General features: G+C 38.6%; 20 protein-coding genes. All 20 read left to right on the top strand.

Annotation, left to right across the window (positions count from 1 at the left end):
• Positions 1-259 precede the first annotated feature (259 nt).
• The 20 genes from LC455_RS02765 to LC455_RS02670 all read left to right on the top strand — a co-directional run bounded on the left by LC455_RS02765 (position 260) and on the right by LC455_RS02670 (position 19,592).
• Positions 260-1,159 carry a LysR family transcriptional regulator gene (locus LC455_RS02765; RefSeq protein ID WP_223588023.1) on the top strand — a complete coding sequence of 300 codons (900 nt, stop codon included), beginning with the start codon at positions 260-262 and terminating at the stop codon, positions 1,157-1,159.
• Between the two features lie 186 nt (positions 1,160-1,345).
• A complete protein-coding gene (locus tag LC455_RS02760) occupies positions 1,346-1,696 on the top strand; it encodes a hypothetical protein (RefSeq protein WP_223588022.1) in 351 nt (116 codons plus the stop codon).
• Between the two features lie 173 nt (positions 1,697-1,869).
• Positions 1,870-2,904 (top strand): LLM class flavin-dependent oxidoreductase, encoded by a 1,035-nt coding sequence (locus tag LC455_RS02755; RefSeq protein ID WP_223588021.1) that lies wholly within the window; start codon positions 1,870-1,872, stop codon positions 2,902-2,904.
• A gap of 193 nt (positions 2,905-3,097) precedes the next feature.
• Positions 3,098-3,859, top strand: a complete 762-nt coding sequence (locus LC455_RS02750) for an alpha/beta hydrolase (RefSeq protein WP_317851393.1) — start codon at positions 3,098-3,100, stop codon at positions 3,857-3,859.
• Positions 3,860-4,002: 143 nt separating this feature from the next.
• Positions 4,003-5,337, top strand: coding sequence for an LLM class flavin-dependent oxidoreductase (locus LC455_RS02745; RefSeq protein WP_223588020.1), 1,335 nt, complete (start codon positions 4,003-4,005; stop codon positions 5,335-5,337).
• A 139-nt stretch (positions 5,338-5,476) separates the two neighbouring features.
• Positions 5,477-5,752: a glutaredoxin family protein gene (locus LC455_RS02740; protein ID WP_223588019.1), complete on the top strand. Its 276-nt coding sequence runs from the start codon at positions 5,477-5,479 to the stop codon at positions 5,750-5,752.
• Between the two features lie 54 nt (positions 5,753-5,806).
• Positions 5,807-6,637 carry a transporter substrate-binding domain-containing protein gene (locus LC455_RS02735; RefSeq protein ID WP_223588018.1) on the top strand — a complete coding sequence of 277 codons (831 nt, stop codon included), beginning with the start codon at positions 5,807-5,809 and terminating at the stop codon, positions 6,635-6,637.
• A gap of 35 nt (positions 6,638-6,672) precedes the next feature.
• The gene (locus tag LC455_RS02730) at positions 6,673-7,380 is read left to right on the top strand and encodes an amino acid ABC transporter permease (protein WP_223588017.1); all 708 of its coding nucleotides are present in this window, start codon (positions 6,673-6,675) and stop codon (positions 7,378-7,380) included.
• Positions 7,381-7,395: 15 nt separating this feature from the next.
• Positions 7,396-8,106: an amino acid ABC transporter permease gene (locus tag LC455_RS02725; RefSeq protein ID WP_223588016.1), complete on the top strand. Its 711-nt coding sequence runs from the start codon at positions 7,396-7,398 to the stop codon at positions 8,104-8,106.
• Complete coding sequence (locus LC455_RS02720; protein ID WP_223588015.1) at positions 8,103-8,873, top strand: amino acid ABC transporter ATP-binding protein; 771 nt, start codon at positions 8,103-8,105, stop codon at positions 8,871-8,873. The genes LC455_RS02725 and LC455_RS02720 overlap by 4 nt, the downstream gene beginning before the upstream one ends.
• Positions 8,874-8,904: 31 nt before the next feature.
• On the top strand, positions 8,905-9,417 hold the full coding sequence (locus LC455_RS02715; protein ID WP_223588014.1) for a GNAT family N-acetyltransferase: 513 nt from the start codon (positions 8,905-8,907) through the stop codon (positions 9,415-9,417).
• 16 nt (positions 9,418-9,433) lie between these two features.
• The gene (locus LC455_RS02710) at positions 9,434-10,573 is read left to right on the top strand and encodes an amidohydrolase (RefSeq protein ID WP_223588013.1); all 1,140 of its coding nucleotides are present in this window, start codon (positions 9,434-9,436) and stop codon (positions 10,571-10,573) included.
• A gap of 55 nt (positions 10,574-10,628) precedes the next feature.
• Positions 10,629-10,847 (top strand): Fur-regulated basic protein FbpA, encoded by a 219-nt coding sequence (locus tag LC455_RS02705; RefSeq protein WP_440446372.1) that lies wholly within the window; start codon positions 10,629-10,631, stop codon positions 10,845-10,847.
• A 47-nt stretch (positions 10,848-10,894) separates the two neighbouring features.
• Complete coding sequence (gene ssuE, locus LC455_RS02700; RefSeq protein WP_223588011.1) at positions 10,895-11,452, top strand: NADPH-dependent FMN reductase; 558 nt, start codon at positions 10,895-10,897, stop codon at positions 11,450-11,452.
• 106 nt (positions 11,453-11,558) lie between these two features.
• On the top strand, positions 11,559-13,193 hold the full coding sequence (locus tag LC455_RS02695; protein ID WP_223588010.1) for an ATP-binding protein: 1,635 nt from the start codon (positions 11,559-11,561) through the stop codon (positions 13,191-13,193).
• A complete protein-coding gene (locus LC455_RS02690; RefSeq protein ID WP_223588009.1) occupies positions 13,186-13,869 on the top strand; it encodes a response regulator in 684 nt (227 codons plus the stop codon). The genes LC455_RS02695 and LC455_RS02690 overlap by 8 nt, the downstream gene beginning before the upstream one ends.
• A gap of 297 nt (positions 13,870-14,166) precedes the next feature.
• Positions 14,167-15,459, top strand: a complete 1,293-nt coding sequence (locus tag LC455_RS02685) for a CitMHS family transporter (RefSeq protein WP_263297656.1) — start codon at positions 14,167-14,169, stop codon at positions 15,457-15,459.
• An 84-nt stretch (positions 15,460-15,543) separates the two neighbouring features.
• Positions 15,544-16,467, top strand: a complete 924-nt coding sequence (locus tag LC455_RS02680) for an AEC family transporter (protein ID WP_223588007.1) — start codon at positions 15,544-15,546, stop codon at positions 16,465-16,467.
• Between the two features lie 49 nt (positions 16,468-16,516).
• A complete protein-coding gene (glgB, locus tag LC455_RS02675) occupies positions 16,517-18,523 on the top strand; it encodes a 1,4-alpha-glucan branching enzyme (protein WP_263297655.1) in 2,007 nt (668 codons plus the stop codon).
• Positions 18,462-19,592: a glucose-1-phosphate adenylyltransferase gene (locus LC455_RS02670; RefSeq protein WP_223588006.1), complete on the top strand. Its 1,131-nt coding sequence runs from the start codon at positions 18,462-18,464 to the stop codon at positions 19,590-19,592. Before glgB ends, LC455_RS02670 begins: the two co-directional genes overlap by 62 nt.
• The last annotated feature ends 19 nt before the right edge of the window (positions 19,593-19,611 follow it).

The following is a 19,611-nucleotide window of genomic DNA, read 5'->3' as shown; positions in this document are numbered from 1 at the left end:
GTAGTTATTAAGTTAATAATATTACAGAAAACTTATTTTTTTAATGAACAATATGTTCCAACTTAATCGCGTGCCATAATAGAATGTTTTATAAATTCTTACTTTACACATTGGATTAATTGGAGTAAAATTTAGAAAACTTATTAATTAATCATATCTGCCGATTGGTCGTCCAAAGGCTCTTCAACATTTTCGTGTGTTGAGGGGCCTTTTTTATTGGCTTCGGTAAATAATTAAATCAGGAAAGGGGTTGGAAGAATTGAATATCGATCATCTAGAAGCGTTCATGTACGTGGTTCATTTAGAAAGTATCCATAAAGCTGCAGAAGCTCTTTATTTATCTCAGCCAACCGTTACTGCGAGAATTAAAACATTGGAACGGGATTTAGGCATCGAATTATTTTTACGAAAGGGGAGAAGCTTGACATTATCGGAAGAAGGAAAAGCCTTTATTCCATATGCAGAGCAAATCATAAAAACCTACAATCAAGGAAAGAAACTATTGAAAAACGAAGATAATCCAGAGGAAATTGTCATAGGGGCAAATATTATTACCTCACAATACTTTATTCCGTTTGCCCTACCTTTCTTGAAAAGATCCCATCCAGAGCTGCGATTTAAATTTATCTCAGCGCCAAACGAAGTATTGCTGGAAAAACTTCTTCAGAAACAGGTCGATATCGCCTTTTTAAAGGAGATATCACATCATGGAATTCAAAAGCATGAGCTCTTAAATAATTCCGTCAGATTAGTTGTCTATCCGGATCACTCCTTTCATTCTCTAAAAAATATTTCTATCCAGCAATTGGCCATGGAACCGATGGTATTTTTCGAGTGTGGTGCTTTTGACTGGAATCGGATTCACAAATTATTTGAAGTGGCTAATGTAAAACCCAATATTGAATTTTTAGTGGACCATCTTGAAGTGGCAAAATCGATCATCCTAAGCAAAAATGGCATAGGATTTTTACCTTACCTATGCGTAAAAAAAGAATTGGAGCAAGGGGAGCTAATCGAAATCGATGTTTCACATTTTATTTATTTGAATCAGCATATTTATGCCGCCTACTTAAATAATAATTTCGAAAATCAACAGCTATGGAATGATATTCTTTTATCTGTTAAAGAATTTGAAAAGCAAAGCATCAAATGTGATTAATTATTCCTATTTGTTGATTGATTTTTTCTATCAGTTAACATATTGCCATTACCATCTTCTGGGTGATAGGATTAATCTCAATTAAATAAAACAGCCCGCGAATTTTAAAACAGGGAATAGTAAAACTATAATTCCGACTATTCGGGTTTATATTGTTGGTTATATGTAAATAAGGAGTTGACGTTTATGAAACCTCAAAGTAAAAATTCGGTCAGAACATTTAAAAAGACTGTAGGTTCCTTAGCTGCCAGCAGGTTTCTCAACTTGCCGGATTTTCCATTTTTTATTTGGTGTAATCAACAGTACGGAGTCAATCGAGGGATATACAATACGATCGATCAGTGGTTTTATGACTATGGAATTGACAATATATATTGCCGAAGAATTCAGCTCTTGGCGTTTTTAGATTTTGTCAAAGATGAGATGCACGAGCCAAATAAACATAAATTTATTCGCTTTGGCCATGGCGGTCTAACAAAAAGACTGAATGAATTTCTGAAAGATGATGCTCAAGGAGGAAAGATAATACCACTGTAGAGAGAATAAACAAACAAAATTTTTTTGATAGAATTTTTTTATCAATAATCTATATTTTCCTATCAGTAAAAGTATTGCCAGTTCAGTATTTTCAGTGATAGGATAAACAACAATTAAAATAAAACATACTTTTCCAATTGGTAATATCGGAATAGAAACGGAGGCGAAATTAAATGAGTTATCAACTAAGTATTTTAGATCAGAGCCCAGTATTTCCTGGAACCACCGCTTCTCATGCATTACAGAAAACCGTATGCTTGGCGCAAAAAGCTGAAGAATGGGGCTATTCACGGTTTTGGGTATCAGAGCATCATCATTCAGACCAAGTGGCAGGTTCCTCACCCGAAGTATTGATTTCATACCTATTGGCAAGAACAAACACTATTCGAGTTGGCTCAGGTGGAGTAATGCTGCAGCATTATAGTCCATATAAAGTTGCAGAAAACTTTCATGTCTTATCGACACTTGCTCCAGGAAGAGTTGACCTTGGCATAGGAAAAGCACCAGGCGGGCTTCCATTGTCAACCAAAGCCTTACAATTTGGGACAGTCAATAATGTGCATGACTTTAGTGAAAAGATTTCGTTATTGCAAAAAATAATTGAAAATTCTGTCGAAGATGATCACCCGCTTGCCGGAATCCAAGCAACTCCCATTCCCCATGAAAAACCTGAAATTTTTCTGCTTGGTGCAAGTGTAAATAGTGCAGAACTTGCTGCAAGTCTAGGAATCTCATTCGTCTTTGCCAAATTTATCAATAGTGATGATAGAATACTTCGAAATGCGGCAAATGCCTATCGGCAAGGTTTTCCTAACGGAAAATTCATCATTTCACTGGCGGTTATTGCCGCTCCTACCCATGTTGAAGCAGAAGCGCTCGTAGACAATAGAAAAATTGTAAAAGTCCATCTGCAAAGCGGACGCTCGGTGACATTACAATCGCTTGAACAAGCAGAAGTGTTCGGAAAGCAGGCGGGTGAACCATATGAAATCACGGAGCAAGAAGCCGATATTATTATAGGAACCCCTGTTTTGGTGAAAGAAATCTTAGATCAGCTTCACAAAAACTATCAGGTGGATGAATTCATTTTACATACACCGATTGAAAAAGATGAAGAAAGAATTCGATCCTTTCAGCTATTAAGCCCGTTATACCAAGCAGAAGAGGATATCAAGGAGACGCCAAATAAAGAATACGCCCAAAAATAAAGTAGATTCATTAAAACTTGTGAAACAAGCTAGGAAATGGTTTCAAGTACAGTTTGGGAAACGGAAGCCACTGCGGTGGAATCTTAATACAATCAATTTATTTCTTTATAACCGAATAAAAAATTCCTTTTTCTTATTCTAATTCCAACTTAGTTAATGTGTTTAGTCGGATTGAAGTAAAAGGAGGGTGAAAATGATGGAAGAAAGATTTCCTATTATTAAGGGGGCAGAAGAATTTTTTTATAAGGAAAGCAATGTTGGGATTCTGATTTCACATGGATTTGTCGGTACTCCACAAAGTGTGCATTACGTTGGCGAAAAACTTGCACAATTGGGGTATTCGGTTTTGGCACAAAGATTAAAAGGGCATGGAACCCATTATTATGATTTAGAGAATTGCACACACGAAGAGTGGTTTGAATCTTTGGAAAAGGGATATCAAAAATTAGCCCAGCATTGCAGCAGCATTTTTGTATTAGGCCAGTCAATGGGTGGGACCCTGGCGCTTTGGCTTGCTTATAAATATCCGGATGTAAAAGGTATTATCTTGGTTAATCCAGCTTTAACGCTTCCGTCTTATGACCATTTAAGGGGAAAAGCCATTCCAAGATTTATTGATGAAGGAAATCCGGATATTAAGGCAAAAGATGCTAATGAAATCACTTACGAAAAAGTACCTATTAAAGCCATTCATCAACTGCAAACTTTAATGGACATAACACCAGCAATAATTCCGGATATTAAATGTCCAGTTTTAGGTGTTAAGTCCGCTGTCGATCATGTCGTTCCGCCGGAAAATACAGATTATATTATGAATCATATAGGGTCTGCAGGAAAGGAAATGATTGTTCTGGAAAATTCCTATCATGTGGCATCTTTGGACCATGACAAGGAGCTAATTATAGAGGAGTGCCAACGTTTTGTTCAACAGCATATTAGCCATGGTGTAAGTTAGATTGATAGAATTTCCGAATGAAAACAATAAATTTTTCTATCAGATAAAGTATAGAATTTCCAATTTTTAAATGGTAGGATAAAGCACAAGAACAATAGAAGTATTCCTATAAAATAACTCGGAGTTAATAAGGAGGATCTTAAATGCCTAATCCAAAACAAATAAAATTTGGTGCAATTATTCATGGTGTTGGCGGAAATATTGCTGGATGGAGGCATCCCAATATTCAACCAGATGCAAGTGTAAGTTTGGAATTTTATACCAATCAGGCACAGAAAGCAGAACAGGGTAAATTTGACTTAGTCTTCATCGCAGATGGTTTGCATATTAACGAGAAGTCTATTCCGCACTTTTTAAATCGTTTTGAACCACTTACCATTTTGTCTGCCCTTGCTGCGGTCACTTCGAGAATAGGTCTCGTGGGTACATTATCCACCTCGTATAGTGAACCGTTCAATGTTGCAAGGCAATTTTCGTCGCTTGACCATATCAGCCAGGGCCGGGCTGGATGGAACGTGGTTACCTCCCCACTTGAAAAAACGGCTCTTAACTTTAGCAAAACGATTGAACAACATCCTGATCACGCCAAAAGATACCGGATTGCAGCTGAATATTTGCAGGTAGCCAAAGGACTTTGGGATTCTTGGGAGGATGATGCATTTGTCTGGGATAAAGAAACTGGAGTATTCTTTGATCAAGATAAATTACATCAATTGAATCATAGAGGGGAATTTTTCTCCGTGCAAGGCCCGCTTAATATCGGCAGATCAAAGCAAGGCAGACCGGTCATATTTCAAGCTGGTTCCTCCGATGCAGGTAAAGACCTTGCAGCAAAAGAAGCAGATGCCATCTTTACAGGCCATCCAACATTAGCAGCGGCACAAGAATTTTATCGGGATGTCAAAAATAGAGCAAAAGCATACGGACGTAATCCGGAGGAACTCGTCATCCTGCCAGGAATCGCACCAATCATTGCGGATTCAGAGGAAGAGGCAGAAAGAAAATATCAGGAAATTGCTAATTTGGTTTCAGTTGATAAAGCGCTGGATTATTTGGGCCGATATTTTGAGCATCACGATTTTTCACAATATCCACTTGATGAACCGTTCCCTGATCTGGGAGACTTAGGTCAAAATAGCTTCCAAAGTCATACTAATCGAATAAAAAAACAAGCTAAGGAACATAATTTAACGCTCCGCCAAGTAGCTTTAAGAGAAACAACACCAAAACCTGCATTTTTTGGAACTCCGGAAAAAGTGGCGGACCTCATTCAGGAATGGTTTGAAAAAGAAGGTGCTGATGGATTTATTATTGGTTCAGCAGTTCCAAATGGATTGAACGATTTTGTGGATCATGTAGTGCCGATTTTGCAAAAACGCGGACTATTTAGAACCGAATACGAAGCTGACACATTACGCGCAAACCTAGGAATTCCTTTTCCGGAAAACCTTTATACAAAAAAGGTGATTACACAATGATAAAACTAAATAAAAATAGTTATTACAATCAGAATATCTGCCGGCTAGTCAACTAGAGGCTCTCTATTAAAAGATGATCTATCTTTAATAGGGAGCCTATTTTATTAAAAATATATGAAAATTATAGGAGGAATATAAAATGGGAAAAGAATTAACTGTTGTGGTTTGGGCAAAAGAAGGGTGCCACTATTACGGAGAGGTAAAACAATATTTAGAAGACAAGGGAATTAAATACGAAACAATAGATGTTACCCACCATGATGATCGCAGAGATGTTTTGGAAGTCAAGTATGGTGTCCGTCATGTTCCAGTGGTTGAAATTGGCAAAGATGAGGTATATGAGGGAGTCACACAAGTAGGAATCGAACATATCGAGAAAGTGCTAGAAAAATTTAATCATAAAATATTGAAATAATTCCGACTAAACAAATAGAAATTAATGCAAATATAAAGGGTAGGTGCAAGTGATATGAAGAAAAAATTAACGATTTTAATAACGGTACTGCTAACTCTAGCGCTCGGTGCATGCTCTTCACAAGAAACAAATCACACTTCCAAGGCAAGCTCCGAAACAACTAAAGGTGAAACAAAGGTTCAAAAAATTATAGTCGGCACAGGCACGCAGTTTCCGAATGTCTGCTTTATTGATAAGAATGGAAAATTAACCGGTTATGATGTGGAATTAGTTCGGAAGATTGATGAAAAGCTGCCAGAATATCAGTTTGAATTCAAAACAATGGAGTTCTCTAATCTTTTAATTAGCTTAGAAACAAATAAAATTGATTTTATCGCCCACCAAATGGAAGTGAATGAAGAACGACAAAAGAAGTTTCTTTTTAATAACGAACCTTATAATATTTTTCCACTACATGTAACGGTCAATAAAAATAATAATGATATTCACTCGATTAAAGATTTAAAAGGGAAAAAAGCGATCGTAAGTGCAACCAGTAACTCCGCTGTTTTCTTAGAAAAGTATAACAAGGAAAATAACGCTAGAATTGAGATTGTCTATGCAGGTAATGGGCCAGATTCAACGATTAACCAACTTAAAACTGGCCGGGCAGATGCCACGATTACAACACCATTCTCTGTAGATTTCCTTAATAAGTCTGTGGATGCCCAGCAAAAAGTGGTCGGTGAACCGCTCTTGAATTCAAAAGTTTTTTTCCTTCTTAGAAAGGATGAAACACCACTGCAAAAGAGAATCGACGAAGCAATCGTTGAGCTTAAAAAAGAAGGCGTAGTCAGTGAATTGAGTAAAAAATGGCTGGGAGCTGACTACACAGTCAACTTTTAACAAGTTGGAAGTTAGTGTTTGGAGGTGGTTAATAAATGGGGAAAGCATTTGATCCTTCATTAATTATCGAATTTATACCGACATTATTTCATTATCTAGGGGTAACTCTTCAGATTTTAGCAGCATCAATTTTTCTAGGACTTATCCTCGGTGTAGCAGCCGCTATACCGAGGCTGTTTAAAATACCTATCTTAAATCAATTGGTCATTTTATATGTTTCTTTTATACGCGGGACACCAATTCTAATCCAATTATTCCTTGTATTTTATGGGTTACCTGCCGTCCTTCAGATTATCAATATTGATATTTCAAAACTGGAGGCTATTTATTTCGTAATCATTACTTATGCGATTAGTAATGGAGCTGGATTTTCAGAAATTTTTCGAGGAGCCATACGTGCGGTTGATAAAGGGCAAACGGAAGCGGCCTATTCAGTAGGAATGACCGGCACTCAGAACTTTTTTCGAATCGTTTTGCCACAGGCACTTCGGATTGCCTTTCCTAATGTGGCTAACTCCGTTATCGGTTCATTAAAGGATACTTCACTCGCGTTCACGATTGGTGTGATGGATATGATGGGGAGAGGAGATACGTTGATTTCAGCAACCGCCCATGCGCTGGAAGTGTATATATCTCTTTCGATTATCTATTATTCTGTTGTTCTATTGTTTGAAAAGGTATTTAAAAAAATGGAAAAATATTTCAATCGTTATCAGAAAGCTGATCTATCAGCAGCTGCCTAAAAAGGAGGGATATACATGACGATCGATATTCCTTTTATCTGGACCGCTTTTAAAGAAATCATTAAGTCTATTCCCATTACGCTAATATTAACCCTTGTTCCCTTGGCGGTCGGTTTTTTAATCGGATTGGCCGTGGCACAAGTCAGGATATATAAAATAAGGTTCCTGCATCAGGCAGCGAATGGATATGTTTCTTTTTTTAGAGGTACGCCAATCATCATGCACATTATGGTCATTTATTATGGAATCCCATTATTTATTGATCAGGTGTCATCCAAATTTGATTTAAACATTCAAACAAACAAAATACCGATTATTTTATTTGTTTTGATTGCCTTGTCGTTAGCCGCAGGTGCCTATTTATCTGAAATTATCCGCTCAGGAATCATTAGTGTTTCGACTGGTCAATTGGAAGCTGCTTACTCTGTGGGGATGACAAAGTTTCAAGCGATGTTCCGAATCGTTCTTCCACAGGCTTTGGCGCAGTCTATTCCCAATTTTACTAATCTAGTTGTCGGTTTTTTACACACATCCTCTATTGCGTTTCTCGTTTCAGAGAAAGAATTGACGGGTGCCGCCAATATCGTTGCTTCTACGAATCTGAAATTTTTAGAGGCTTTTATCGCGGCAGGAATCATCTATTGGGGACTTACGGTTATGGTAGAGGGAATTTCTTTTTTACTTGAAAAAAGGGTGACATCGTATAGTCGAGGAGGCGTATCATGATTAATTTAAATGGAATAAAAAAATCATTCAATAAAACGGATGTGTTAAAAGGGATTAACTTGAGGATCGAAAAAGGCGAGGTGGTAACGATTCTTGGTCCAAGTGGTTCGGGAAAAACGACGCTGCTTAGATGCTTAAATTTTTTGGAGAAGCCTGATGGAGGCATGGTTCAAATTGGAAATATACAAGTCAATACCGAAAAGGCAACGAAAAAGGAGATGTTGTCTATTAGAAAACAATCGGCGATGGTTTTTCAACACTATAATTTATTTGCCCATAAGACGGTGTTGCAAAATGTAATGGAAGGGCTGATCGTCGCGAAAAGAGTGAAGAAAAAGGATGCCCGATACAGAAGCGAACTGGTGCTGGAAAAAGTAGGTCTTAAAGATAAATTACATCACTATCCATCCCAATTATCAGGCGGTCAGCAACAGCGGGTAGGAATCGCGAGGGCGCTGGCGCTAAATCCTAAAGTCATTCTGTTTGATGAGCCTACGTCTGCTCTTGATCCTGAATTAGTCGGCGAAGTGCTTTACGTTATTAAGACAATCGCACAGGAAGGGATTACGATGGTCGTGGTCACACATGAAATGAGTTTTGCAAGGGAAGTTTCGGATCGTGTTTTGTTTATGGATGGAGGAGTGATTGTAGAAGAAGGTACACCCTTAGAAATTTTTCATGCTCCAAAGGAAGAACGGACCCGTCGATTCTTGCAGCGCATTTCTAGTGACTCTTTTTTTTCCCCTTTAAAAGAACGGGTGAATTAAATACTAATTAAATTGGGAGAAGGTGTCGATTATGGCAATTAACCAAATTATTATAGAAGAATTAGTGGAAGATGAAAAAGAAAAAGTTCGTAACTTATTAGTGGGGAGCTATCAGCAGTATGAGGATGCTTATGCAAATCCTCAAGTTTGGGAGGCCTATTTAACAAATATTAAGGGATCTGTAGACAATCCTGACGTGGAAAAGATTTTGATTGCGAAAAGCGATGACAAAATACTCGGTACGTTACAGTTATTTCTGTCATCAGAAAAGGCCTATCAAAGACCGGAATTACAAATTTTTTCCCCGATCGTTCGCTTATTGGCTGTTCATCCAGAGGCGCGGGGGCGCGGCATCGCCCAGGAATTACTGAAAGCGAGTCTAGATTTTGCAAAGTCGCAGGGAGCCGATAAATTGTATTTGCACACCGGTGATAAAATGCAAAAAGCGGTTCGATTGTATGAATGGCTAGGGTTTAAGCGTGATCGAACGAAAGAATTTATGAACAATGATATTTTAGTAAAATGCTATCGATTTGATTTATAGGATAGGAATTTTTGTTATGAATCAGGAGGAATTTGAGCGGTACTTGATATCGATTCGTCGTCATTTGCATCAATACCCGGAATTATCGAAACAAGAATTTGAAACAACGGAGTCCATTGAAAAATGGCTTTTAGAACTAGACATCCCGCTCCGGAGAACGGAGTTGAAAACAGGTGTGTTTGCTGACATAAAAGGAGGGAAACCTGGTCCGATTGTGGCGGTACGTGCGGATATTGATGCACTTCCAATTGAGGAAAAAACGAACCTGCCATATGCTTCAAAAAATAAAGGGGTCATGCATGCTTGCGGTCATGACTTTCATACAGCGGCACTTATCGGTGCGGCTCGTCTTTTAAAAAGACATCAGTCTGAGCTAAATGGAACCATACGCTTGATCTTTCAACCAGCAGAGGAATTAGGAGGAGGCGCTAAACAGGTAATAGATGACGGACAGTTTGATGGAGTTGAGGCGATTATTGGCCTGCACAATAAACCAGACCTGCCTGTTGGCACCATTGGTCTAAAAGAAGGCCCACTAATGTCAGCAGTAGATCGATTTCAAATTGTTCTGTATGGAAAAGGAAGTCATGCCGCCATACCGCAAAATGGAAAGGACCCAATCCTCACTGCCGGCCATCTTATTACAGCTCTTCAGACCGTGGTCAGTCGAAATGTGTCCCCGCTTCATAGTGCCGTACTGAGTGTGACGAAGATAATCGGCGGCAGTACGTGGAACGTCATTCCAGGGGAAGTAAAACTGGAGGGAACAATTCGAACCTTTGATCAGGATATCCGAGAAGAAGTAAAGTCGAGGTTCTACAACATTGTCGAAGCGATTGCCGGAGCTTTTTCACACGAAGTGGAAATTGATTGGTTTGCAGGACCGCCGCCACTTAGCAATCATAAGACAGTCACAGAGGTTGCCAAGAAATCTGCCGAAAAGCAGTCGTTGTATATTATCGATCCGGAACCCTCTATGGCTGGTGAGGATTTCTCCTACTATCTTCAAGAGATTCCAGGAACATTTGCTTTTTTTGGTACAAATGGGACCGAGGAATGGCACCATCCCGCATTCACTCTTGATGAATCTGCGCTTATAAAAGCGGCGTATTATTTATTTGAAACATCAAGAGAATTGTTAAATCTAAATTACTGAAATGTTAGTATCAGCCATTTTTATAAAGGATGGAATTTAAAGTCTATATATAGGAGTGATTGAGTTGGGAGAGATTCTTCGAAAAGCTGTGGAAAATAAGCGGAAAAATTTAATCGACAAACTCATTGCTTTTAATGTCTATAAGAAAGATGATCAACATCTTTTTGAATTATCCTTGACGCAACTTGAAGACGAATATAAAAGATTCCATTCACTTAATCATCCTCATAGCGATTTTGGGTCGATTCAATTAATTAATCAAAAACGGAACTAAGTTTAATTTGGATTTAAAAAATTATTTATGAAAGGGAGTTCGAACGAATGAGTAACGTTACAATTATTTCTGGAAGCCCATCAGAGGAAACGAGATTAAATGGTGTATTACATGATGTTTTAAATTATTTCCATGGAGTACAGACAACTCCGGAAATCATAAATGTCCGCCATTTGCCGGCAGAAGATTTAATTCTGGCGAAGTTTGATAGTGAAGAAATTAAAAAAGCGAATCTGAAGGTTGAGGATTCAAATATTATCGTAATTCTCACACCGGTTTATAAAGCATCATTCACAGGAGTATTAAAAACGTATTTGGATCTCCTGCCGCAAAGCGGCCTTGAGGGTAAGACTGTTTTACCAATTGCGGTCGGCGGCACTTTTGGTCACTTATTAATGATTGATTATGCCCTAAAACCTGTACTTGCTGCTTTGGGAGCAACCAATATTTTAAAAGGGGTATTTATTTTAGACAATCAAATTAATAAATTAGGAAATAACCGCTATGAATTAAATTCAGAAGCCAAAGAGCGGTTAGAAGCATCATTAGAAACGATAAACCATTCATTAACAACTCAAAAAAGTGGTTCAAGGTCCATTGTATGAAGGTAAGATTTTACGGTAGCCGTTTGCTGCCGTTTTTTTTATTAATGAAAACATTTACAAACAATTTTCCAGCAATTAAGGATATAATGGTTTTTAAACATAATCCATGCAGATTCAAAAGGAGGTGTGCTGCCTGAAAACAAAAAAAATATTATTACAAACAAAAATATTTGGGCTGGTCCTATCGTTGGGTTTATTGTTGATTCTGCTATTGACCGTATTCTTTAGCTATATGGAAAGTAAACAAATAGAGGAAAATAAGGGCCGGATGGCATTGGAAATCTCGAAAACGGTCTCATTTATCCCTCCCATTATTTCAGCATTCGAAACATCCGATCCATCTAAAACGATTCAGCCGATTGCAGAGAAGATCCGCAAAGAGACGGGGGCGGAATTTGTTGTCATTGGAAACAAAGAAGGTATTAGATATTCACATCCAATAACCTCTAAGATTGGGAAGAAAATGAGGGGTGGAGATAATGAAAGAGCCCTTAACAAAGGAGAATATTATGTCTCCAAAGCGAATGGGTCACTTGGACCTTCGATTAGAGGGAAATCTCCTATCTTTAACGAAAAGGGAGAGGTAATCGGAATCGTTTCTGTAGGTTTCCTACTACAGGATGTAAGGCAGCAAATTATGAACACTCTTTCCAAGGTGCTTCTTGTTTCACTTTTTGCCCTTATTATTTCGCTTATTGGCAGCATTCTCCTTGGGCGAAACATCCGTAAGGATACAATGGGTCTTGAACCCTATGAGATAGCGTCACTTTATAAAGAAAAGAACGCCGTCCTACATGGTGTTAAGGAAGGAATTCTGGCCATCAATAAAGATGGATTCATCACGATGATGAATCAGCCAGCGAAACGACTTTTACATATTAACGGATCTGTCCGCCATTTGCAGGTGGACGGGCTGTTCCCTTCAGACTACCTATATGAGGTACTAAGAACGGGAAATCCGCAAGAGGATAAAGAAATGGTCTGGAAGAATAAAACCGTCATCGTCAATTGCACACCGCTCTTTGATGAAACGGGAATTAGTGGAGTCGTAGCTTCTTTCCGGGATAAAACCGAGATTGAGCAAATGGTCAATACCATATCAGAAGTAAAAAGTTATTCGGAAGATTTACGGGCCCAGACACATGAATTTACCAATAAATTATATGTGTTAATGGGATTGCTTCAGCTCGGCGAATATGAACAGGCAATCGAGATGATCCAAACGGAAACGCAAAGTTTGCAGATTCAGAATTCTATTGTTTTTAACCATATTAGAGATACCAAGGTTCAGGCGATTCTATTAGGAAAACTAGGAAAAGCTTCGGAAAAGAAAATAAACTTTGAAATTGTTGCTGACAGCTTTTTAGAGGAATTACCAGCCCATATTAAACTTTCGAACCTGATCATTATACTGGGGAACTTAATTGATAATGCCTTTGAAGCTGTCTACGGTAAAGAATCTCCTACCGTAAAATTGTTCACGACCGATATCGGAAGTGATATCATTTTTGAGATTGCCGATAATGGAAAAGGAATTAGTGAGAAAGAAATTCCACTCCTATTTAATAGGGGCTTTACTTCAAAGACTGGAGTTGAGCCTAGGGGATTTGGACTTGCAAATGCAGAAGAGGCTGTGACTGAAATGAATGGTATGATTGAAGTTCAAAGTAATCCTGAAAGTGGGACGGTCTTTACGGTATACCTTCCAAAGGAATACGAGAGGAGTCAAAAAGTTGAATAAGATAAAAGCGGTTATTGCAGAAGATGATTTTCGGATCGCTGATATCCACGAAAAATTTTTAAAAAAATTTAAGGAAATTGAAGTGGCTGGAAAAGCATTGAATGGCAGTCAGACGCTTCAATTACTGGAGGAAAATGCACCGGATTTATTAATATTGGATGTGTACATGCCCGACATGCTCGGCTCTGATTTGCTTCCCATTGTCCGCGAGCAATTCCCAAAAGTAAATATAATTATGATAACAGCAGCAACCGATAAAGCGTTCATTGAAAAAGCGTTGGCTTATGGAGTCGAAAACTATTTGATAAAACCAGTAAACAGAGAAAGATTTGACGAAGTCATTCTCGATTTTATCAAAAAGCACTCTCTTTTAAATTCAGAACAGGAAATAAACCAAAAATATGTGGACCTTCTTTTTGGAAATAAAGAAATTGAAAAGCTAGGTAAGGAAGCTGGATTGCCAAAAGGAATTGATGAAATTACACTAAGTAAGGTGAAAAACGTTCTACAGGTTAAAAACCAAGGCCTTTCTGCCGAAGAGGTGGGAAATGAAATTGGAGCCTCCCGAATCACAGCGCGCCGCTATTTGGAATACCTGTCATCCATAAAGGAAGTCAAGGCGGAAGTGGTCTATGGAATCGTCGGAAGACCGGAAAGAAAATATTATCCTATTTAAAAATGTAAAATTCGACTTTGAGAATTGTCCAGCTCCAGCGCCCAGCGACTAGTGTCCTTCGCTCTCCGCCCTACGATAAGTCAAGCACGAATGCGCTAACGCTCTTCGTGTTTCCTTTATCTCAGTTGGAGCGCTCCAGGCCTGTCGTGCGCTAAACGGGCGCTTACGATTTTCTTATATCCGTGAACAATATGTACAAAATACATCTTTATTTACAATAATAACTTTATTTTGCAAACGTTTTCACTCTAGAAAATTTTGATTATTATTAATTTACAAACAAAAGGGGTGAAGACGATGTTAGCAACTTTAGGATTTTTAATGATTATTGTATTTATGGTATTAATTATGACAAAACGTCTTTCAGCGATGATCGCCTTAATGGTGGTACCGGTTGTATTTGCCTTAATCGGCGGATTCGGAAAAGAAATGGGGCCAATGGCGCTTGAGGGGATTAAAAGCGTGGCACCGACAGGAATCATGATCCTGTTCGCGATTCTCTTTTTCGGGATATTGATCGATGCAGGGGTATTTGACCCTATCATTTCGACAATCTTGAAACTAGTAAAAGGGGATCCGGTAAAAATTGCAATAGGAACAGCCGTCCTTGCGCTATTAATCTCTCTTGATGGTGATGGAACAACTACTTATATGATTACCATTTCTGCTATGCTTCCTTTGTATAAGCGAATCGGAATGAAACCATTGGTACTGGCTGGAATCGCTGTATCATCATCAGGAGTTATGAACCTTCTTCCATGGGGCGGACCAACTGCAAGAGCGATGACAGCCTTACATCTTGAAATGGGCGATATTTTTACTCCCGTAATCCCAAGTATGGTTGGCGGTGTGTTGTTTGTATTGTTTATGGCATACCTCCTTGGACGAAAAGAAAAGAAACGGATTGGTGTCCTAGAAATCGATTATAGCACTCTTTCAGAAATAGCTGCTACAACAGCGGATGACTACTTAAAGCGTCCAAAATTAATCATCGTAAACTATTTACTTACTATTCTATTGTTAGTTGCACTTATTCAAGAGGTACTGCCATCAACCGTATTGTTCATGATAGGCTTTGCCATTGCCATTACGATCAATTATCCAAATTTAAAAGAACAAAAAGAACGAATCATGCACTACGCTGATAATGCTTTGTCTGTTGTTTCAATGGTTTTTGCAGCAGGGATTTTTACAGGGATTCTTTCTGGGACAAAAATGGTGGATGGAATGGCCAACATTATGATTTCTCATATCCCAAGTGCTTTAGGTCCACACATCGCCATTATTACTGCTATCATTAGTGCACCATTTACGTTTTTTATGTCCAATGATGCTTTCTACTATGGAGTTTTGCCTTTACTTGCTAAAGCTGCGAGCGTATATGGAATCGATCCAGCCGCAATTGGACGAGCTTCTCTTCTAGGGCAGCCTGTTCACCTGTTAAGTCCGTTAGTTCCATCTACGTATTTATTGGTGGGAATGGTTGGTAAAGATTTCGGAGACCTGCAGCGTTCATTCCTAAAATGGGCCTGCGCATCATCAGCAGTTATGATTTTAGTTGCTGTAATTTTGACCATTATTCCTTTTTAACAAATTTGCCATAGTCCAAGAGCTCTCCACTTGAGGGTTCTTGGACTATATTTCATTAATGGGGAATAACAGAAGGGGAATATTATGGAAGTATTTTTTCTTATATTAATAAATGTCATTTTACCAGTCTTTACGTTAATAGGGGCTGGAGTATTTTTACATCGAAAATTTCAGTTTGATATGAATACATTATCTAAATTAAATAACTATTTTTTGATGCCTTGTGTTAGTTTTGTAAATATTTATCAAACAAATGTTGGCGGAAAAACACTTGTCCATGTATTGAGCTTTTTATTAATACAATGCAGTAGTTTAATGCTTATTACGGCAGTGATTTCGAAAGCAGCCAAATTTGAAAACGGCTTGTCGTCGACCTTCAAAAATAGCGTGGTCCTTAACAATTCTGGAAACTTTGGGCTACCAGTAAGCCAGCTTGTTTTCCAGCATAGTCCATTGGGTGCGTCCATTCAAATTGTGGTCATGATTTTTCAGAACTTACTTACCTACACCTATGGGCTGATAAATTCGGTTTCCGTTGATCAAAGTGGAATTATAGCTATAAAGAAGTTTTTAAAAAATCCAGTTATTTATGCTTTTTTATTGGGATTGATTCTCCACACCCTTCATATAAAATTACCCGATTTTCTATGGACACCAATCAGCAATACTTCTGATGCTTTTCTGGCCGTAGCACTCGTTACGCTTGGTGCTCAAAGTGCCTATATAAAAATTAGCAAATTTTCTTTGCCGCTGTTTCTAAGTTTATTTGGCCGTCTCATTCTTTCACCGGCCATCGCATTACTTATTATTTTTCTTTTAAAATTAGATGGAACTACAGCACAGGCGTTGTTTATTGCCAGCTCCTTCCCAACATCAAGAAATAGTGCTTTATTTGCTCTAGAATATGGAAATCATCCAGAATATGCCGCTCAAGTCGTTTTGCTGTCTACCTTGCTTAGCATGATTACCGTAACCACTGTGGTTTTTTTATCAACCATTTTATTTTAATCGTTTGATTTTGCAAAGCTGTCCAGAATAATGGGCAGCTTCTTTTAACATGCTACAAATTAGAGCGTTTGATTATGGAGATGGAAAATTCAGCAGCATAGAGGTGAGAATTGTGACCTTAACACATCCAACAGATTATGATGTCCACCTTTTTCACGAAGGAAGTTTGTATGAATGCTACAAGGTCTTTGGGGCGCATCTTGAAATACAGAATGGAGTTAAGGGTACTCGTTTTTCTGTCTGGTCTCCCCATGCCGCCGAGGTCAACGTGGTTGGGGATTTTAATAATTGGGTTGGAAGCCGGCATGGTATGACAAAACTAAATGAAGAAGGAATTTGGTCATTATTTATTCCAGGTTTACTGGAACACGAGATATACAAGTATCAAATAATAACTGCTGAGGGAGATACGATCCTAAAGGCAGATCCCTATGGATTTTATTCTGAGCTCAGGCCGCACACAGCATCAATCGTTTACAACATTGAGGGATATGATTGGAACGATCAAAAGTGGTTTAAAAATAAACGAAAGAAAAGTGTCTATGAAGAACCACTTACCATTTACGAGGTGCATTTAGGTTCTTGGAAGAAAAAGGACGATGGGGAGTTTTATTCATACCGAGAGCTGGCTGAGGATCTGATCCCATATGTCCTTGAGCATAAATTTACTCATGTTGAAATCATGCCTATAATTGAACATCCCTATGATCGTTCCTGGGGCTACCAAGGAACCGGATATTATTCACCGACAAGTCGTTTTGGTACACCGCATGATTTAATGTATTTTATCGACCAATGCCATCAAAGTGGTATAGGGGTCATCCTTGATTGGGTTCCAGGACATTATGGCAGGGATGCCCATGGTTTGTATATGTTTGATGGGCAGCCTGTATATGAATATGAAGATACATACGTACGCGAGAATGAAATATGGGGAACAGCCAATTTTGATTTGGGAAAACCTGAAGTGCGGAGCTTCTTGATTTCGAACGCCTTATTCTGGATGAAATACTACCACGTTGACGGTTTTCGGATTGATGCAGTTGCCAATATGCTGTACTGGCATGCCGGGGGCGTGTATCAAAAAAATGAATTTGCCGTATCGTTTCTGCGAAAGCTGAATGAGATTGTCTTTAATGCCAATCCAGCCATTTTGATGATGGCGGAAGATTCGACAGATTGGCCGCTAGTAACCTCACCTGCCTATGAAGGCGGCTTAGGCTTTAACTATAAATGGAATATGGGGTGGATGAACGATATTTTAAAATATATGTCAGCAGAGCCCCAGAATCGTAAGGAATTGCATGATAAAGTCACCTTCTCCCTCCTGTATGCATTTTCAGAAAACTTCGTCCTGCCATTGTCACATGATGAGGTGGTTCACGGCAAAAAATCCCTTTTAAATAAAATGCCGGGTGATTATTGGCGGAAATTTGCCCAGCTTCGCTTATTGTTTGGGTATTTCATGACACACCCTGGCAAAAAACTCTTGTTTATGGGCGGAGAGTTCGGTCAGTTTGATGAATGGAAGGATTTAGAGGATTTAGATTGGGAATTACACGAATTCGAGATGCACCGCTACATCCATGATTACTTTAAAGAATTGATGCACCTGTATAAACGTTCAAAACCATTGTGGGAACTGGACCATGATAATGAGGGCTTTGAGTGGATTGATGCAGACAATAAGGATCAAAGTATTTTCTCCTTTATTAGAAAAGGGAAAATTGAAGACAATATTCTTATTATGGTTTGCAATTTTACAGAGGTTGTTTATGAAAACTATAAAGTGGGAGTTCCTTCCTACAATTATTACAATGAGATTTTAAATAGTGATGCGGTAGTATTTGGTGGTTCCGGCAGGGTTAATAAAAAGAAAATCAAGACAATTGAAAAGCCGTTTCATAATCAGCCTTGCCATCTGGAGATGACCATCCCGCCTTTTGGTATATCCATCTTACGACCAGTGAAAACAAGAAAGGGGAAAATAAATAATGGTACAGAAAAAAAAGTGCGTAGCAATGTTACTGGCAGGCGGTCAGGGAAGCCGTCTTAGTGCATTGACAAGAAATAAGGCCAAGCCGGCCGTTTCATTTGGAGGCAAGTATAGAATCATTGATTTTCCGTTAAGCAACTGTACAAACTCAGGAATAGATACAGTAGGTGTATTGACCCAATATCTGCCTCTGGTTTTACATTCCTATATCGGGATTGGCAGTGCCTGGGATTTAGATAGAATTAATGGCGGGGTTACCGTATTGCCTCCCTATTCGGAAACGGCAGGCGTCAGGTGGTATAAAGGTACGGCAAATGCCATTTACCAAAATTTAAATTATTTAAAACAATACAATCCAGAATACGTTCTAATCCTTTCTGGCGACCATATTTATAAAATGGATTACTCCAAAATGCTTGATTACCATATCGAAAAAGAAGCAGATGTATCGATTTCCGTTATTGAGGTTGCCTGGGAAGAAGCCAGCCGCTTTGGAATTATGAATACCAATGAGGAATTAGAAATTATTGAATTTGAGGAAAAACCGAAAGAGCCAAAAAGCAATTTAGCATCGATGGGAATCTACATCTTTAAATGGCCGGTTTTAAGAATGTTTTTAGAGATGGATGATAAAAATCCTGAATCAAGCAATGATTTTGGCAAAGATATCATTCCTTTATTACTGGAAGAAAAGAAAAGGGTCGTGGCCTATCCTTTCCAAGGCTATTGGAAGGATGTCGGTACGGTAGGAAGCTTGTGGGAAGCCAATATGGACTTATTAAAAGAGGATACGGACCTGGATCTTTATGATCGTAATTGGAGAATTTATTCTGTGAATCCAAATCAGCCGCCTCAATATATTGCTCCAACCGCTCAAATCGAGGAGTCATTGATTAATGAGGGCTGTATTGTAGAAGGGACGATTAAGCATTCAGTTTTGTTCCAAGGCGTTACAGTGGAGAAAGGCAGTATTATTCAGGACTCTGTTGTCATGCCGAACGCCCGTGTCGGAAAAAATGTAGTGATCGAGCGAGCGATTGTCGCACCAGGTATGGTGGTGGAAGATAATGCTATTATTCGTCCCTCACATAACAAAGATGCTGTAATTTTGTTTGCTGATGAAGATTAGTCACAAAAACTTAATAGGA

It is taken from the genome of Neobacillus bataviensis, from assembly GCF_019969725.1.
Note: the sequence above shows the minus strand (reverse complement) of the source record. Positions and strands in the feature narration are given on the sequence as shown.

What these genes read in the sequence shown, in the direction of transcription:
- LC455_RS02695 (WP_223588010.1), top strand. Translation starts at nt 11,559, where the DNA reads ATGCAGATTCAAAAGGAGGTGTGCTGCCTGAAAACAAAAAAAATATTA.
- LC455_RS02685 (WP_263297656.1), top strand. Translation starts at nt 14,167, where the DNA reads ATGTTAGCAACTTTAGGATTTTTAATGATTATTGTATTTATGGTATTA.
- LC455_RS02755 (WP_223588021.1), top strand. Translation starts at nt 1,870, where the DNA reads ATGAGTTATCAACTAAGTATTTTAGATCAGAGCCCAGTATTTCCTGGA.
- LC455_RS02750 (WP_317851393.1), top strand. Translation starts at nt 3,098, where the DNA reads ATGATGGAAGAAAGATTTCCTATTATTAAGGGGGCAGAAGAATTTTTT.
- LC455_RS02725 (WP_223588016.1), top strand. Translation starts at nt 7,396, where the DNA reads ATGACGATCGATATTCCTTTTATCTGGACCGCTTTTAAAGAAATCATT.
- LC455_RS02715 (WP_223588014.1), top strand. Translation starts at nt 8,905, where the DNA reads ATGGCAATTAACCAAATTATTATAGAAGAATTAGTGGAAGATGAAAAA.
- ssuE (WP_223588011.1), top strand. Translation starts at nt 10,895, where the DNA reads ATGAGTAACGTTACAATTATTTCTGGAAGCCCATCAGAGGAAACGAGA.
- LC455_RS02670 (WP_223588006.1), top strand. Translation starts at nt 18,462, where the DNA reads ATGGTACAGAAAAAAAAGTGCGTAGCAATGTTACTGGCAGGCGGTCAG.
- LC455_RS02760 (WP_223588022.1), top strand. Translation starts at nt 1,346, where the DNA reads ATGAAACCTCAAAGTAAAAATTCGGTCAGAACATTTAAAAAGACTGTA.
- LC455_RS02730 (WP_223588017.1), top strand. Translation starts at nt 6,673, where the DNA reads ATGGGGAAAGCATTTGATCCTTCATTAATTATCGAATTTATACCGACA.
- LC455_RS02680 (WP_223588007.1), top strand. Translation starts at nt 15,544, where the DNA reads ATGGAAGTATTTTTTCTTATATTAATAAATGTCATTTTACCAGTCTTT.
- LC455_RS02745 (WP_223588020.1), top strand. Translation starts at nt 4,003, where the DNA reads ATGCCTAATCCAAAACAAATAAAATTTGGTGCAATTATTCATGGTGTT.
- LC455_RS02740 (WP_223588019.1), top strand. Translation starts at nt 5,477, where the DNA reads ATGGGAAAAGAATTAACTGTTGTGGTTTGGGCAAAAGAAGGGTGCCAC.
- LC455_RS02720 (WP_223588015.1), top strand. Translation starts at nt 8,103, where the DNA reads ATGATTAATTTAAATGGAATAAAAAAATCATTCAATAAAACGGATGTG.
- LC455_RS02735 (WP_223588018.1), top strand. Translation starts at nt 5,807, where the DNA reads ATGAAGAAAAAATTAACGATTTTAATAACGGTACTGCTAACTCTAGCG.
- LC455_RS02710 (WP_223588013.1), top strand. Translation starts at nt 9,434, where the DNA reads ATGAATCAGGAGGAATTTGAGCGGTACTTGATATCGATTCGTCGTCAT.
- glgB (WP_263297655.1), top strand. Translation starts at nt 16,517, where the DNA reads ATGCTACAAATTAGAGCGTTTGATTATGGAGATGGAAAATTCAGCAGC.